The organism is Rhizobium johnstonii 3841 (assembly GCF_000009265.1).
Classification (GTDB): domain Bacteria; phylum Pseudomonadota; class Alphaproteobacteria; order Rhizobiales; family Rhizobiaceae; genus Rhizobium; species Rhizobium acaciae.
Map to the genome: position 1 here is coordinate 272704 of NC_008380.1, position 14742 is coordinate 287445.

A 14742-nucleotide genomic window follows, 5' to 3' on the forward strand; every position below is an offset into this window, starting at 1 on the left:
GGGCGGTTTTCGGACGACATCATGCTCTATTTCTTTGATTTAGAACAGGATTCAGATTTTAGGCCGATCCGGCCTAAAATCATCCTGTTCTAGGCTCGCGCGGACAGGCGCCCGCTGCGGTCAACTCAGTACATCTGCCGGACGATCCTGCCGGATGCGCGGGCTGTCGTGGAAGCGCATATATCCGACGACAAACCAGAGGAGACCGGCGATCTTCATCGAGAAGACCGCGGTTCCCCCGATCATCATATTCAGAAAAATGAAAAGAGAAAGTGAATGGGCGCAGCGCCGCTGCGCCGCCGTGCGCCCGGCGGGAAAGAGGCAGACGAACAGCCATAAGGCGATGACGCCGAATATCGTCGCCGCGTAGATCAGGTAGACATAGCCGCTGTCGGCGAATTCAGCCACCCGGTCGACCGAAAGCCCAAGGACGGCGAGCGGATCGAGCTCCATGATCTTCTTCATCGTCAGGTTGATGCGGCCGGTGAAATTGTCGCCGGTCGCATTGGGTTTCAGGACGTAGACGAGGAAGCCGGCGGCGACGATCAGCGGCATCAGCGCCAGATTGAAATTCTTCGGGATCTTCGGAAAGACGAAATAGCCGACGATGCAGGCAAAGCAGAAGATCAGCATCGTGCGCGTGTCGTTCGTCACCAGGATCAGCACGGCCGTGCCGATCATCAGCAACCGGTCCCAGCGGCTGAGCTTTTCCCACATGGAAATCAGGTAGACGGCGATCACGCCGCAGAAATTGGCAAGCGACACCTGCTCGAGGAAGATCGAGGAGGAGCGGTGGTCGATGATGCCGAAGGAGAAGCGCTCGGGAAAGCCGAGCGCGTTCTGGAAGAGGCCCGTCGTGTTGTAGCTCAGCGGCAGCAGTCCGCGCGTATTGGCGAAATAATCGGACGGGTGGACGATGCTGACATAGAACGGCACACTGATGATCTCGAAGATCAGGAAGATCATGACGGCAAGGCTTGCCCAGCGAAAGGCGAGCTTCATCGTTTTCTCGTTGCTCCAGCCGCCGAGCCCGGTAAAGCAGAAGATGATCAGCACGTTGCGGAAGTGATCGATGAACAGCATGCGGTTGAGCACGCTGACATAGATGGTCACGATGAGCGTGAACAGCAGGAACAGGAAGGCCGGAAGGTCGGTCTCGTAGATCCCCTTATGCAGGATATAGATGATCGCGCTCGCCATGATCAGGCCTTCGCTGGCGGCGACATGCGTCAGCGAGAGCGGCACGATATTGTGGTTGATGAAGGCGAGAATGCCGTTGTAGAGCACGGAGAGCAGGCCGAGCCAGAGCACCGTATGATCGGTACGCGATGCCTCGTGGGCGGCATCGAGCCGGTTGCCGGCGACGGTGCCGGCTACAGTGAATGTTGCTGCCCTGTGATCGACGACCGCCATGCTCATTTCCCCGCAGGCTTGACGGCGGAGCAAGTGCCGGCACCGGCTTTTGCCACCTCGGCAAGAAGCCGCATCTGCGGCCGCTCAGGACCCTTGCGCGGCTGGACGTTGAACGGCTCGTTCGCCGGCCACCAATCGCCGGCGGCCCAATAGGACCAGCCGAGCCAGACGTCGCTATTATCAGACATGGTGGCGTAGATTTCGGTCAACCCGCTCATGCAGTCCTTGTCGGCGGAGGCGCCGAATTCGCCGAGAAAGCCGCGCTTGTGGTTCTGCTTCAGCCAGGCGGTAACGCCGTTGATCGCGGCGACCGCGGCGCCGGCACCTTCGCAGGTCGGATGGGTTCCGGAGGAATCGGCGTCGAGATACTGGTGGACCTCATAGGCGTAGAAGTCGAGCGGATCGCGCACGCCGAGCATCACCGTGCCGTTGGCGCCGCCGATCACGTCCTTTTCCCAGCTGCCCGCGCCGCTCCATGCGGTGCCCGGCACCAGGATGAGGTTGCGGGCGCCGACGGCGCGGATGCTGCGGATCGCGGCATTGGCGGCATCCAGCCAATCCGTTGCCTTGATGTCGTGCGGTTCGTTCATCAGGCCGAAGAGAACGCCGTCCTGATTGGCGAATTCGACAGCGAGCCTTGCCCAGAAATCACCGAAGGCGGCATCTGTTGCCGGCGCCGTGCCGACCTGAGTCTTGTCGTAGTAGCCGAAATTATGCGGGTCGAGCAGAACCGCCATGCCGTGTTTGCGGATCAGGCCGATCGTATCTTTGATCCGCTTGAGCTCATCCTCGTCGAGCCGCCCGCCGAGGGCCGGCTGCAGCCGTTCCCAGCGGAAGGGCAGCCGGATGATCGTCATGCCTTTTTCGGCGAAATAGCCAATCGTGTCTTCGCTCGGATAGGTGTAATTGGTGCCGTAGATGCCGCCGCGTTCGCCATATTCGCCGCCGGACAAATTGACGCCACGGTAGCAGGGGGCCTCAGCCGCAAGGGCCGGCGACGGGATGAGAGCGGCCGCAAGCAGCAGCGCTGTCAGATGTCGTGTCGTCTTCATGGGCATCCTCGCTATCGCGGCAAATCGCAACATTGGCGTCGCTGCGGTTATTTTAACGGTCCGTTAGCTAAGAATTTCTAAAGTATCGGCACCTCGGCTTCAGTCTTTCACGCTGGGCAGGACACGAGTGCGCGTATGAACCAGTATGACAGGAACAGGGTAAGCCGGCTCCCTGACTGGCGCAGTTTTGAGCCATCTCAGACTGCGCCGGAAGGCGTGCGCGTGCGCAGTCCTGTCATTCGCCCGGATGATTTCGTCCGGCCATCGCCCGAACCCGCCCCGCCTCCCTTCGTGCCGCCGGCAAGCATTGCGGAAACCCGCCAATATGAACCTCCGGCGCCTCCGCCTCCGAAACCGCCAGTCGTGGACGCGCCGCCAAATGCAGAACCCGCAGCTGCCGCACCCCTTCTCGACCTCCGCTCGAGTATCGCCGCGATCTGGAGCCGGCGGCTGATCGTGTTTGGCCTGGCGCTTCTTGGAGCCCTCGCCGGCGGAGCGGTGGCGCCGCTGATTGCCCAGAAGTTCACCGCCGTCAGCAGCCTCTATTTCGATCCGCGCCAGATCGGCCTTGCCGATGCCGGTGCGCAATCGTCGGGTCCGTCGCCGGAAATGATTTCGGCGCTGATCGATAGCCAGGTGCAGATCCTCACTTCGGGCAATGTGCTGCGGCGCGTCGCCGAAGCCATGAAGCTCGATCAGGATCCCGAATTCACCGGCGGCCGGACGGATGGCGCCGCTCTGATCGGTACTCTGCAGAAGGCGCTGGTCATCACTCGTGAGGCCAGCACCTATGTCGTCTCGCTTGCTGCCACGACCAACGATCCCGAAAAATCCGCAAGGCTTGCCAATCAGGTCGTCACCTCCTTCACCGAGGAGGAGAACAGCGCCTCGAACGGCATTTACGAAAACACCTCCTCGACGCTCGATGGACGCCTCGACGACCTGCGCCAGAAGGTGCTGGAAGCCGAGCAGGCAGTCGAAACCTTCCGCGCCGACAACGACATGGCCGCGACCGAAGGCAACCTGATCTCCGATCAGCGGCTCTTATCGCTGAACACGCTTTTGGTGACGGCGCAGGAAAAGACCATCCAGGCAAAGGCGCGCGCCGATGCCGTCGCCAATCTCCGCGTCGAGGACATCGTCGCCGGCAACCAGGCGGAGGGGGGCGTCACCTCGCCGCTCGTCAGCCTGCGTCAGCAATATGCCACCCAGGCCGCCGCCGTCGGCAGCCTCGAAAGCCAGATGGGCACGCGTCATCCGCGCCTGCAGGCGGCCCGCTCGTCGCTGCAGAGCATATCAGTCGAAATCAGGGGCGAATTGCAGCGTCTCGCCACCTCGGCAAGGGGCGAATACGAGCAGGCCAAGGCCGCCGAGGACAGCATCGCCAAGGAGCTTGCCGTGCAGAAGGCGCTGCACGCCAGTTCGTCGGACAAGCAGGTGGAATTGAACGAATTGCAGCGCAAGGCGACTGCGGCGCGCGATATTTACGAGACGGTGCTGAAGCGCTCCAGCCAGACGAGCGAGGAGCAGAACCTCAATCAGAGTAACATTCGCGTCATCTCGCCGGCCGAGCCGCCGGTCAAGGCCGACGGTCCAGGAAAGAAAATCCTGCTGGTCGCGGGCATCATCGGCGGTTTTCTTGCCGGTTTTGTCGTCGGCGCCGGCTTTGCGATCCTTGCCGGCCTCTTCGGCCATCCCGTCATCAGAAGTTATTTCAGGAAGTCGTCCGCTGCGGCCGCTTGATGAAGCTCGTTGGTTTTCCTACATCGGGGAAGCGGCCTATAGAGCAATTCCAGGAAAAGTGCGAAGCGGTTTTCCGTCCGGAATTGCGTAAAACGAAAAGTTAGAGCGGTTCTGCGTTTCCGTGAAAAGCTACCGCTCTAGCCGGCAGGAGAGTTCCCATGCGGCTGTTGATGATGCTTCTGATATCGCTCGCTGCCGTGCCTGGCCTTGCACCGGCATCCGCCTTTGCCGTCGACTGGACGAAATCCGTCGATTCGGGCGTTCAACCCCTCTATCCCTACAAGGGTCTTCCCGGCGTCAAGGCGCAGCCGGACAAGAAAGAGGAGGAATCCTACAATTGCCGCACCGAAACCGTGCAGATCCGCCGTCGTTATGACGAAATCTTCCGTTCCGGCGGCATGCCGACGCTGATGTATGTCTGCGAACGCGACGGCTTCGTTACCACGGGTGGCAAAGTTCCGCTCCGCGGCCACTATCAGCCGGTGCGGTGAGGGGCTTCAGGCGGTCAGCAAAGCCGCTGGATGCGCCTGCCGGAAACGTCCGATCGGAAGCTCCATCCTCAGATAGTCGAAGCCGGCATTTGCTTCCGATCGATCGACGACCGAATATTTGACCATGCCCTCTTCCTCGGCGGGCAGCGAGATGCTTTCGAGCCACGTCGCGTGCGGCCCTCGGTGCCGCTAAACTGAGTGAGGAAAAACGGCATCGACTGGTTGCGCCACGTCGTTAGGTCGTTGATCAGGCCGGGCTCGTCGAGCATCGACCTGTCGATGCATTGCAGATCGCCCACATGCTTGCCGCTATCGTCTTTGATCGGAGGCCGGAGCCGTCTGGCCAGATCCGCATTGTCCTTGAGACTGGCGATATCGACCTGCGCCATGAGCGACGACCCCTGATTCCGCTCACGCCTTGCGGCAGACACAGTAGCCGCCCGGCGAGGAGGACAGCACCAGCTTGCCGTTCAGAACCGGATCGACTTCGAAGCGGTCGGTTTCCGCCAGATAATCGGTGACGGCCTTCAGCGGCTCGTTGCCGCGCAGCCAGACCTTGGAGCGCTTTGTGAAGGCCTGTTCCTCGGTCAGGTGGCCGATGAACGTGTCGGCGACGACGAGGTAGCAGCCTTCCGTCACCAGCGGACCGTAGGCGCGGCATTCCGCCAGGACATGCTCGTAGGAATGGTCGCTGTCGAGCACCACCATCACCCGGGCGCTCGGCGGGATCTCGGCCTTCACGGCGACAATCACGTCGTCGTCGACGGAACCGCCCTGGATCATCTTGATCCGGCTCGACATCGGATGGGTTTCGATCGACTCGCGATTATGGGCGCGGATGTCGATGTCGACGCCGACAACCTTGGCCGCGTCGTTGCCCATGGCGGCGAGGATCGACGCCATGAAGATCAGCGAGCCGCCGCGCGCAATGCCGGTTTCGATGATGACATCGGGCTTGGTCTCCCAGATGACTTCCTGGGTCGCCAGGATATCGACCGGAAGCTGGATGATCGGCACGCCCATCCATGACCAGAGATAGGAATAGTCGAACTTGTCGAGCCCGATCAGCGTGTTCAGCGATTGTTGGAAACTTGCCTCATCCTTGCCGAGCGCAAGCGACATTTCCCGCTTGTGGGCTTCGAATTCGAGACGATCGTCCTTGGTGGTCATGACTATTCTTTGTCCTTCGCTGTAGGGCTGTCTTAGACCGACTGCCGCAATGCTGTTCTGTTGTGATAGATCCGCCCGCCTGCCACATCGAGCAGCGTTGCCGCTACCCGGTCGATATCGGCTTCGCTCATGTCGTGATAGCTCGGCAGGTTGATCGCGCGGCCCGGAATGCTCCAGGCGTTCACGTTCTCGGGCCGATCCTCGAACATGGAGAGGCTGGAGAGGGGATAGAAGAAGACGCGCGCGTCGATATTGGCAGCCTCGAAGGCCTGCTGCATTATCTCGCGGGTGGTACCCGTCGACGGATGAAAGACTGCGGTCGGCATCCACGCACCGTTGATGGTGCCGCTATATTCCGGGTTCATCGAGATGCCGGGCAGGGCGGAAAGCCGGACCATATAGGCCGCGAGGATCTCCCGCTTGCGGGCGACGAGCTCTTCGATGCGTTCGAGCTGTGCGCAGCCGATGGCCGCCTGGATGTTGGACATCTTGTACTTGAAGCCGATCTCGTCGGGCCAGAACTGCTTGGTTTGGCCGCGAGCCCGGCCGTGGTTGCTGAGCGTCAGCACCCGTTCGGAAAGCGCGGCGTCGTTGGTGACGAACATGCCGCCTTCGCCCGTCGTCAATGTCTTTGTGCCGTGGAAGGAGAAGGTGCCGAAGGTGCCCATCGAGCCGGCGCGGCGGCCATTCCAGACGGAGCCGACCGCTTCGGCCGCATCTTCGATCACCGGAATGCCCGTCCGCTGCCCGATCTCCAGCAGTGCGTCCATGTCGCAGAGATTACCGTAGAGATGCGTGGCGATGATGGCCTTCGTCTTCGGCGTGATATGGCGCTCGACCTCGCTCGGATCGATGCACCAGGAATCCGGCAGCACGTCGACGAAAACCGGCTTGGCGCCGAGGTGGACGATCGGCGAGACGGTGGCGACCCAGTTGGTGTCAGCGAGGATCACTTCGTCGCCTTCGCCGACGCCGAGCGCGGCCAGGCCCATGTGCATGGCGCCGGTGCAGCTCGATGTAGCGATGGCGAAGCCGCTGCCGAGATAGGTCTTGAAGTCGCGTTCGAAGCGGTTGATGTAGTCGTAGCAGTGTGCGCCCCAGCCCGTCGCTGCCGCATCCGTGGCATAATCGGTTTCAAGCTGGGTGATGGAAGGCTTGGTGTAGAAGATCCTGTTTGTCATGCCACTAATTTCTGTTGAATTGAAATCAAGACGCAGGCGCCCGCCACCACGCTAGTTTTTGAAACTGGCGCGAGGCTCGCATGATGATGTACCGGACAAGATCGTGCTCGTGGAACACGAGATTGGACAGGTAGCCGAGTGCTACGAAATATTCCCGGTCGCTGTTGAGCGTGATCGCTCCAGCCTCACATAAGGTTCCGATGAAAGATGGAAAATGAAACATCTGTGCTCGCTTGCCCTTCGCAAGGACGTCCGCCGCAAATGCGCCACATGTTCAGGTAGGAAGGTTTGTAAAGTTCATGACCACCAAAGATGATAGGCAGGAGTTCGAGGCCAACAAGCGCGAAATGAGCCTCGCGCTAGGTCGTGACACGGATGTCTTCCGTCAGACGCTCGACACTCTGGTGAGCCTGGACAAATACGACTATTCCTATCTGTGGTCGTGGATGGGCATGCCAATCATCCAAATGCCCGCCGATGTGATGGCCACCCAGGAAGTTATCTGGGCCACCAAGCCAGACGTGATCGTTGAGACGGGCGTGGCGCGTGGCGGATCGATGATCTTCCAGGCTGCCATGCTACAACTGATTGGCAAGGGCAAGGTGGTAGGCGTAGATATCGACATTCGCGCCCATAACCGTCAGGCGATCGAATCCCATCCAATGGCGCATCGCGTCGAACTGATCGAAGGGCCATCCACCTCCGCCGAAATCATGGCGAAGGTCAAGGCGTCTATCCCTGAAGGGGCCTCGGTCATGGTCATTCTCGACAGCGATCATAGCAAGGCGCATGTACTTGATGAATTACGCAATTACGCGCCGCTAGTGACGGACGGCCAGTATCTCGTCGTTGCCGACACGATCCTTGGCCGTTACGAACCTTCCCAGGTTCCGACCAAACGCTCCAAGGTTCTCTTGCCTGGCGATGAGCCCTTGGTTGCCCTCAATGATTACTTGCAGGAAACGGATCGTTTCGAGTTGGATACCATCATCAATGGAAAGCTCGTTCTCTCCAGCTCTCCGGGCGGCTATCTTCGATGTGTGCGGTCCTAAGCATGCCATTGATGCGATCAAATCAAAAATTCTCGTCGATTAGTCGACGTACTTTGGGGCCGACGGAGTATGGAGGTATCGGATGCATTTAGGCTCGACATTTTACGACGAGACTGAACTGAGATCCCTGCCGTTCCGACATCTTGGGGCGAACGTAAAGATTAAGAGAACCGCCGGACTTTTTTTCGTAGAGAATATCTCCATCATGGATGACGCGCGGATCGATGATTTCACCATCATTGTGGCAAGTAGGGAACACGTTGAGATTGGATGCAACGTGCACATCGCGTCACAGTGTTATATATCTGGGAGTGACGGCTTCGTCATGGAGGATTTTTCGGGTTTGGCACCAGGTGTCAAAATCTACACCTCAAGCGATGACTACACGGGTGAAAAGATGACCAACCCGACTCTGCCGCGCCATCTTATTGGCGGCCCTGCTGGGAAAGTCGTCCTCCGCAAACATGTGATTATCGGCTCCAACTCGGTCGTTTTGCCTAAGGTAACAATTGAGGAGGGAAGTTCTGTAGGTAGCCTATCTCTCGTAAATAAGTCTCTCCCTGCATGGGGAGTATACGCTGGTATCCCCGTCAGACGTTTACGCGATAGATCTCAAAATATTCTGATCCTTGAGAAAGAATTGGGAGCATCACGGGCCTGATAGGCAAGCTATCGCCCTGCAGAGCGTGATCCACGCGCTGAAGCGGTCGAGATTGTGGGCGGCAACCTCGCGCCCCAGCCGGTGGCGGCGGCATCGGCCGCATAATCCGTTTCGAGCTGGGTGATCGAAGGCTTGGTGTAGAAGATCCTGTTTGTCATGCCGCTAATTTCTGTTGAATTGAAATCAAGACGCAGGCGCCCGCCACGACGCTAGTTTTTGAAGCTGGCGCGAGGCTCACATGATGATGTGCCGGGAGAGATCGTGCTCGTGGAACACGAGGTTGGGCAGGTAGCCGAGTGCTACGAAATACTCCCGGTCGCTATTGACGCTGACGAAGACGGCGGTGCTTTCCAGCGGACTGTCGCTGAGTTTCACCGTCATCTTCACCTTTTCGTTGAGGCCGAGTTCGCGCATCAGGCCTTCGAGAGCGGTGATTTCCGAGAAACCGCCGAGAAGCAGTGTATCGATGCCGATTGCCGAATTCACTTCGCTCACCAGCGTCTGGATGGCGACCATCAGGGGCAACCTTTCACGGAAATTGCGAATTTCCGGGTGGTTGAGCATCCCGCCCCACATGATGCGGGTATAGAGCTCATAGGCCTTGATGAAGTTCTTGCGCTCCGCCCAAAAGCGGAAAGCGACCGCCATGCGATTGAGCGTAAAGACCTTGCACATCTCCTCATACTTGAGATGCGTCTCAGGCGTGAGAGTCATCGCTCCGCGCTTGACGCCCATATAGAGGAAATATTCAAGCCCGCCGCGATAGCGGTCCCAGCTCGTCATGACGTCGTTGGTGCCTTCTTGCGGACGGTCGCGGGCGATCGCCGAATTGACGATGGAGCGGTAGAACGGCCGTTGCAGGAAGGAGACCGCGCCCTGATCGAGGAAATGCGCAAGGAACGGGAACGGGTAGAAGCAGAATTCTCTTGGAATCCAGGCGGACCGCAAGGCTGACGAGCGATATATCGCGATTTCCGGAAAGATGTGGCCTTCGCAGATATACTGGAAGACGTCGCCGAAGCTTCCATGCGGAAACTTCCGATCCTCCTCGACATTGTAGAACTTCTCGATGTCGGTTTTGGCGACTTCGTCGTAGAAGAACCACGGCGCATGGGCGCAGGTCACCTCCTGATTGTTGTCGAGATATCTGATGGTGTCGGCCACCGCATCTGCAATCAGCATGTCATCGTCGGCGAGATAGATGAGGTATTCGCCCTTGCCGAGGCGCAGAGCGCTCGTGACGTTTGCCGCGGCGCCGGCATTGGTTTCACGCTTGTAGTAGCGGATCGGCTGCCCGCGGGCGATGAATTCCTCGACCACCTGCTGCGTGCCGTCCGTGGAGGCATTGTCGCAGATGACGATTTCGAAGGGAAAGGTGAACGTGTAGTCGTTCTCGCAGTAGGTCAGCGCGTTTCTGAGATAGGCTTCGCGGTTATAGGTCGGGATGCAGATGCTGAGTTTGATACCGCTCAAAGGCTTGTCTCCTGGCCGTAGCTGTCAAGCGCGGCGTCGCGCTCGTTGATGATGCTCGGCGTGAACGGCCAGGCGATGGAAAAGGCGGGATCGTCCCAGCGGACCCCACGGGCAAGTTCCGGCACGTAGGTTTCCGACATCTGGTAATAGAGTTCGCAATCATCCTCGAGCGTCAGGAAGCCGTGTGCGCATCCGGCAGGTATGTAGAAGGCGTTGTGCCTGATGGCATCGAGCTCGACGGAGGCCCATTTGAGATAGCTCGGCGAATCCGGTCTCAGATCGAGCGCCACGTCGAATACCCTGCCGCGCGTGGCGCGCACCAGCTTGATCTCCGGCCGCGGCTCGGCTTGGTAATGCATGCCGCGCAGCGTCCCGCGCTTGTGGTTCTGCGAGACATTGCACTGCGGGTAGACGGGCACGAGACCTTGCGCCGCAAAGGTCTGCGCGTCGAAGGTTCGTGCGAACATTCCCCGGTCGTCGGAGCGTGCGTCGACTTCCACGACAAAGGCGCCTGAAACCGCCGTCGGAAGGAATTTCATCCGAGCACCGTCAGCTCCGGCACGGCAACGGCGAAGCGTCCGCCCCAGGCGCCGACCCTGCTGTTGGCCGCAACGACCTCGTTCTTGATGTTCCAGGGCAGGATGAGCACGTAATCCGGCTGCGTCTCGTCCATCTTCTCCGGCGCGTAGATCGGCAGCTTGCTCCCCGGCAGGAAATGCCCCTGCTTGTGCGGATTGCGGTCGACGACATATTCGATGAGGTCGGTGCCGACGCCGCAGAAATTCAGCAACGTGTTGCCCTTGGCGGCAGCGCCATAGGCGGCGACCTTCTTGCCGCTGCGTTTGGCTTCCGTGAGGAAGGCGAGCAGGCCATCCTTGATCGGCGCCACGCGGCTCTGGAAAGCCTCGTAGGTCTCGACCTTGTCGAAGCCGGCGGCTGCCTCATCGGCTCGGACCTTGGCAAGACCGTGGCCGATTGCGTGAACCATGGATGTTGCGCGGCAGGCAAGCACGCGGAGACTCCCGCCATGGGTCGGCAATTCTTCCACGTCGAAGACCTTGAGGCCGTGCGCCGCGAACACCTTTTCGACGGCGAGCAACGACAGATAGTAGAAATGCTCGTGGTAGACAGTGTCGAACTGGATATTTTCCATCAGCCGCAGCAGGTGCGGGAATTCGACGCTGACGACGCCGTCAGGCTTCAGCACGGCCGAAAGCCCGCCGACGAAATCGTTGATGTCAGGCACGTGCGCCAGCACGTTGTTGCCGATGACAATGTCGGCGGCAAGGCCGCGGGAGACGAGATCGGCAGCGGTTTCCTTGCCGAAGAAGCGCGCTTCCGTGGGAACGCCGATCTGCCGTGCCACTTCCGCGACGTTCTCGGCCGGCTCGATGCCGAGCACCGGCACGCCGGCTTCGACGAAATGCTTCAGCAGATAACCGTCATTGCTCGCCACTTCGATCACCTGCGATGTGGCGTCGAGGCCGAAGCGCTCGCGCGCCATGATGGTAAACTGACGAGCATGCTCCACCCAGCCGTCGCTGTAGGAGGAGAAATAGGCATAGTGGCTGAAGATATCCTCCGGCGGAACGAAGGCATCGGCCTGCACCAGCCAGCATTCCGTGCAGACGAAGGCGCGCAGCGGATAGGATGGCTCGGGCAGTTTGAGCTGCTCTTCCGTCAGATAGGCATTGGCGAGCGGCGTCGAGCCCAGATCGACGAAACGATGTTTCAGCGGAGCGTTGCAGAACCGGCAATTATGCGCTGTCATGATATTGTTTCCTCATAGGCCGCGATCTGCCCGAGCGAGAAGGCGCGCATGTCGGCGCCCTCGCGGTTGGCCTTGTACCAGGCGGCTGTCCAGTCGATTGTCTGCTTCAGGCCGAGGCGCGGACGCCAGCCGATGGCGGAGAGCGCCAGTGCCGAACTCAAGGTAAGGGCAGGCGCTTCCGGAAGATGTTTTCCCAGCGCGGGCTTCCAGACGTCGTTCACGCCATGAGCGAGGCCGAGCGCTTCCGCAAGTTCGGAGACCGTCGCGAAGCTCTGCGGGTCTGGGCCGAAATTGAGCGCTTCGGGCAGTTCCTGTTCGCCGGCAAGTGTCAAGGCCTCGGCGAAGGCGAGATAGCCGCCGAGCGGCTCCAGCACATGCTGCCAGGGGCGGATCGCTTCGGGATAGCGCAGCAGGATCGGCTGGCTGCTTTCGAAGGCGCGGATGAAGTCCGGGATCAACCGGTCTTTCGACCAGTCGCCGCCACCAATGACATTGCCGGCACGTACCGTCGCAAGCTTGATGTCGCGCCCCTTGAAGAAGCTGTCGCGGTAGCTTCGGACGACGAGTTCGGTGCAGGCCTTGGAGTTGGAGTAGGGGTCCTTGCCGCCCAGCATATCCGTCTCGACGAAGGGAACGCCGCTGCCGTTGTTGGCATAGACCTTGTCGGAGGTGACGACGAGAGCCGTCTTGACCGAGGGCGTTTCTCGCACCGCGTCAAGCACGTTTGCCGTTCCCATCACATTGGTCGCGAAGGTTTCGGTCGGATTTTCGTAGGAGCGCCGCACCAGCGCCTGCGCTGCCATGTGGATGACGATTTCAGGCTCGAAATCGATGAAATGCTGTTTGAACGTCGCCGCTTCGCGGATGTCGGCAATGTGATGGCCCTGTCCGTTCCAGGGCGCAAGCCGCCCATAGAGCGAGGGATTGGTCTCGGGTTCGAGCGAGACCGCCGTCACTTCCGCACCGAGCTTTTCCAGCCACAACGACAGCCAGGATCCCTTGAACCCAGTGTGTCCCGTCAGGAACACGCGCCTGCCATTCCAGAAGTCCGTCAGGCCCATAGCTTCCACGGTGCCTTTCCGGAACTCCAGAGCTCCTCGAGCTGGTTGCGCTCGCGCAGCGTGTCCATCGGCTGCCAGAAACCGTCATGCTTGAAGGCGGCGAGCTGGTTGTTGGCGGCGAGCCATTCCAGCGGCCCGGCTTCCCAGATCGTGTCGTCGCTGGGAATGAGATCGACCACCGAAGGATCGAGCACGAAGAAGCCGCCATTGATACGCTGGCCGTCACCCCTCGGTTTCTCCACGAAGGAGGTGATGAACTGCCCCTCGATATTAGTGGCGCCGTAACGTCCGGGCGGGGTTACCGCGCACATCGTCGCCTTGAGGCCATGGCTGCGATGGAACGCGACCTCGGCGGCGATATCGATGTCGCCGACGCCGTCGCCATAGGTCATGCAGAAGGGTTCGCCTGGCGTAAGATGGTCGCGAATGCGCCCGAGACGGCCGCCGGTCATCGAATACATGCCGGTATCGACCACGGTCACGCGCCAGTTCGGTCGTGTGCCGCCGTGGTAGTTGATGCTGTTGGAGGCGAGGTCGACGGTGATGTCGTTGTGGTGCAGAACAAGGTTTACGAAATATTCCTTGATCAAATAGCCCTTATAGCCGGCGCAGATGATGAAATCATTGAGCCCGTGATGGGCGTAGATGCTCATGATGTGCCAGAGGATCGGCATGCCGCCGATTTCGACCAGAGGCTTGGGTCGGATACTGGTCTCCTCGGCAAGACGAGAGCCAAGGCCACCGGCGAGAATTACGACTTTCATCCCAAGCGAACTCCAGAGTGTCTAGTCAGGTTTCCCGACCACCCTCAGAGCCGCCCGGCTCTTTACAGGCGGAACGGCCGTATGTTCATCCTTGCCCCGGTATCCGATTTCGTTCTTGTGCGAGGCTTGCGGGGGTGTGGGAACCGACAGCCGCGCGTTTCGCAGGCCGTGCGTTGAGCAATGGAACAGCTTGCCGTTCGAGACATCCCGTTTGGCCGAAGGCACGTCCCTCCAGTTTTACGAGGGGGCGCCAAGCGGGCGCAATTGATCCGACCAGACGCGGTCGGTCCTGATAGAAAAGCGTCAGATAGCCGGCCGATTGCCTCCGGGCAAAGGCCCGGCGCGTCGGCCGAAGAAAAAATCCCACTTCGGAATCCCGAAATTCCCCCGCTTCGGGATCCCGAAATTCCCCGCCTTTCGTGGGCTGTCGCCGCGAGAAAACATCCAATGATTTCAGGCCCGCAACCAATTTCGGGATTCCGAAGTGCTATATAGATTATGGTGGGAGTTCCCTACGCGCCGCCATACCTTGGTCGGATCGTTTGCGGTTAAGCCTCCAGACTGAGCTGGAGTGGGGCATCGTCTGCCTCGGCGACCTTAGGCTTACGTTTTGTTGCTGCACGGCGTGGTGGTTTGGTGGTCTTCGGCAGAGTGTCGGAGCCGAGCTCGTCTGACTCGCCGCTGGGCAGCAGCGGGTAGGCAGCAAGCGCCGCGCCGGCAGAAGCTACCTCAATGACCGGCTTGGTGCGCGACATTTCAACGGGTGGTTCGGCAGCTGACACCTCACGTGCCTTTGGTGGCGGGGGGTTGCTGGCTGCGGACGTGGCGTATCGGATCATTGCAAGACTCCATTATGTTCGCTATATGTTCACATTTTGGGGTGAGGGAGTCAATGGAGGCCAGCTATCAA

The 14742-nt window shown here is 59.9% G+C and carries 15 protein-coding genes and 1 pseudogene; 4 read left to right on the plus strand and 12 right to left on the minus strand.

The genetic code is table 11. The annotated features are described in order from the left end of the window. Positions 1-120 precede the first annotated feature (120 nt). Positions 121-1413 (minus strand): hypothetical protein, encoded by a 1293-nt coding sequence (locus RL_RS01235; RefSeq protein WP_041936131.1) that lies wholly within the window; start codon positions 1411-1413, stop codon positions 121-123. Positions 1414-1415: 2 nt separating this feature from the next. Continuing rightward, complete coding sequence (locus RL_RS01240; protein WP_041936132.1) at positions 1416-2465, minus strand: glycoside hydrolase family 5 protein; 1050 nt, start codon at positions 2463-2465, stop codon at positions 1416-1418. Between the two features lie 135 nt (positions 2466-2600). Between RL_RS01240 and RL_RS01245 the strand changes: the two genes are divergently transcribed. Both RL_RS01245 and RL_RS01250 read left to right on the plus strand, forming a co-directional pair. Next, positions 2601-4208 carry a GumC family protein gene (locus tag RL_RS01245; RefSeq protein WP_011650045.1) on the plus strand — a complete coding sequence of 536 codons (1608 nt, stop codon included), beginning with the start codon at positions 2601-2603 and terminating at the stop codon, positions 4206-4208. Positions 4209-4366: 158 nt separating this feature from the next. Continuing rightward, positions 4367-4699, plus strand: coding sequence for a hypothetical protein (locus RL_RS01250; protein WP_011650046.1), 333 nt, complete (start codon positions 4367-4369; stop codon positions 4697-4699). A gap of 6 nt (positions 4700-4705) precedes the next feature. Here RL_RS01250 and RL_RS39630 read toward each other — a convergent pair. From RL_RS39630 to RL_RS01260, 3 genes and pseudogenes are all read right to left on the minus strand, one after another. Further along, positions 4706-5088: pseudogene (locus RL_RS39630) on the minus strand (hypothetical protein). Positions 5089-5110: 22 nt separating this feature from the next. Further along, positions 5111-5869 (minus strand): cephalosporin hydroxylase family protein, encoded by a 759-nt coding sequence (locus RL_RS01255; protein WP_011650047.1) that lies wholly within the window; start codon positions 5867-5869, stop codon positions 5111-5113. Between the two features lie 32 nt (positions 5870-5901). After that, the gene (locus RL_RS01260) at positions 5902-7050 is read right to left on the minus strand and encodes a DegT/DnrJ/EryC1/StrS family aminotransferase (RefSeq protein WP_011650048.1); all 1149 of its coding nucleotides are present in this window, start codon (positions 7048-7050) and stop codon (positions 5902-5904) included. A 299-nt stretch (positions 7051-7349) separates the two neighbouring features. On the opposite strand from RL_RS01260, the gene RL_RS01265 reads away from it, so the two are divergent. Both RL_RS01265 and RL_RS01270 read left to right on the plus strand, forming a co-directional pair. After that, positions 7350-8102: a cephalosporin hydroxylase family protein gene (locus RL_RS01265; protein WP_011650049.1), complete on the plus strand. Its 753-nt coding sequence runs from the start codon at positions 7350-7352 to the stop codon at positions 8100-8102. 82 nt (positions 8103-8184) lie between these two features. Further along, a complete protein-coding gene (locus RL_RS01270; RefSeq protein WP_011650050.1) occupies positions 8185-8763 on the plus strand; it encodes an acyltransferase in 579 nt (192 codons plus the stop codon). 8 nt (positions 8764-8771) lie between these two features. On the opposite strand, the gene RL_RS39810 is transcribed toward RL_RS01270, so the two are convergent. The 7 genes from RL_RS39810 to RL_RS41095 all read right to left on the minus strand — a co-directional run bounded on the left by RL_RS39810 (position 8772) and on the right by RL_RS41095 (position 14671). Further along, positions 8772-8921: a hypothetical protein gene (locus RL_RS39810; RefSeq protein ID WP_157865191.1), complete on the minus strand. Its 150-nt coding sequence runs from the start codon at positions 8919-8921 to the stop codon at positions 8772-8774. Positions 8922-8997: 76 nt separating this feature from the next. Further along, positions 8998-10236 (minus strand): glycosyltransferase family A protein, encoded by a 1239-nt coding sequence (locus tag RL_RS01275; protein ID WP_011650051.1) that lies wholly within the window; start codon positions 10234-10236, stop codon positions 8998-9000. Continuing rightward, a complete protein-coding gene (gene rfbC, locus RL_RS01280) occupies positions 10233-10775 on the minus strand; it encodes a dTDP-4-dehydrorhamnose 3,5-epimerase (RefSeq protein WP_041936133.1) in 543 nt (180 codons plus the stop codon). Before rfbC ends, RL_RS01275 begins: the two co-directional genes overlap by 4 nt. Continuing rightward, complete coding sequence (locus RL_RS01285; RefSeq protein ID WP_011650053.1) at positions 10772-12007, minus strand: class I SAM-dependent methyltransferase; 1236 nt, start codon at positions 12005-12007, stop codon at positions 10772-10774. Before RL_RS01285 ends, rfbC begins: the two co-directional genes overlap by 4 nt. After that, on the minus strand, positions 12004-13068 hold the full coding sequence (gene rfbG / locus RL_RS01290) for a CDP-glucose 4,6-dehydratase (RefSeq protein ID WP_041936134.1): 1065 nt from the start codon (positions 13066-13068) through the stop codon (positions 12004-12006). Before rfbG ends, RL_RS01285 begins: the two co-directional genes overlap by 4 nt. Further along, the gene (gene rfbF / locus RL_RS01295; protein ID WP_003544573.1) at positions 13059-13832 is read right to left on the minus strand and encodes a glucose-1-phosphate cytidylyltransferase; all 774 of its coding nucleotides are present in this window, start codon (positions 13830-13832) and stop codon (positions 13059-13061) included. The genes rfbG and rfbF overlap by 10 nt, the downstream gene beginning before the upstream one ends. A 548-nt stretch (positions 13833-14380) precedes the next feature. Beyond that, positions 14381-14671 (minus strand): hypothetical protein, encoded by a 291-nt coding sequence (locus RL_RS41095; protein ID WP_011650056.1) that lies wholly within the window; start codon positions 14669-14671, stop codon positions 14381-14383. Between the last annotated feature and the right edge of the window lie 71 nt (positions 14672-14742).

What these genes read in the sequence shown, in the direction of transcription:
- RL_RS01270 (WP_011650050.1), top strand. Translation starts at nt 8,185, where the DNA reads ATGCATTTAGGCTCGACATTTTACGACGAGACTGAACTGAGATCCCTG.
- RL_RS01235 (WP_041936131.1), bottom strand. Translation starts at nt 1,413, where the DNA reads ATGGCGGTCGTCGATCACAGGGCAGCAACATTCACTGTAGCCGGCACC.
- RL_RS01240 (WP_041936132.1), bottom strand. Translation starts at nt 2,465, where the DNA reads ATGAAGACGACACGACATCTGACAGCGCTGCTGCTTGCGGCCGCTCTC.
- RL_RS01260 (WP_011650048.1), bottom strand. Translation starts at nt 7,050, where the DNA reads ATGACAAACAGGATCTTCTACACCAAGCCTTCCATCACCCAGCTTGAA.
- RL_RS01250 (WP_011650046.1), top strand. Translation starts at nt 4,367, where the DNA reads ATGCGGCTGTTGATGATGCTTCTGATATCGCTCGCTGCCGTGCCTGGC.
- RL_RS39810 (WP_157865191.1), bottom strand. Translation starts at nt 8,921, where the DNA reads ATGACAAACAGGATCTTCTACACCAAGCCTTCGATCACCCAGCTCGAA.
- rfbF (WP_003544573.1), bottom strand. Translation starts at nt 13,832, where the DNA reads ATGAAAGTCGTAATTCTCGCCGGTGGCCTTGGCTCTCGTCTTGCCGAG.
- RL_RS01245 (WP_011650045.1), top strand. Translation starts at nt 2,601, where the DNA reads ATGAACCAGTATGACAGGAACAGGGTAAGCCGGCTCCCTGACTGGCGC.
- RL_RS01265 (WP_011650049.1), top strand. Translation starts at nt 7,350, where the DNA reads ATGACCACCAAAGATGATAGGCAGGAGTTCGAGGCCAACAAGCGCGAA.
- RL_RS01285 (WP_011650053.1), bottom strand. Translation starts at nt 12,007, where the DNA reads ATGACAGCGCATAATTGCCGGTTCTGCAACGCTCCGCTGAAACATCGT.
- RL_RS41095 (WP_011650056.1), bottom strand. Translation starts at nt 14,671, where the DNA reads ATGATCCGATACGCCACGTCCGCAGCCAGCAACCCCCCGCCACCAAAG.
- RL_RS01255 (WP_011650047.1), bottom strand. Translation starts at nt 5,869, where the DNA reads ATGACCACCAAGGACGATCGTCTCGAATTCGAAGCCCACAAGCGGGAA.
- rfbG (WP_041936134.1), bottom strand. Translation starts at nt 13,068, where the DNA reads ATGGGCCTGACGGACTTCTGGAATGGCAGGCGCGTGTTCCTGACGGGA.
- rfbC (WP_041936133.1), bottom strand. Translation starts at nt 10,775, where the DNA reads ATGAAATTCCTTCCGACGGCGGTTTCAGGCGCCTTTGTCGTGGAAGTC.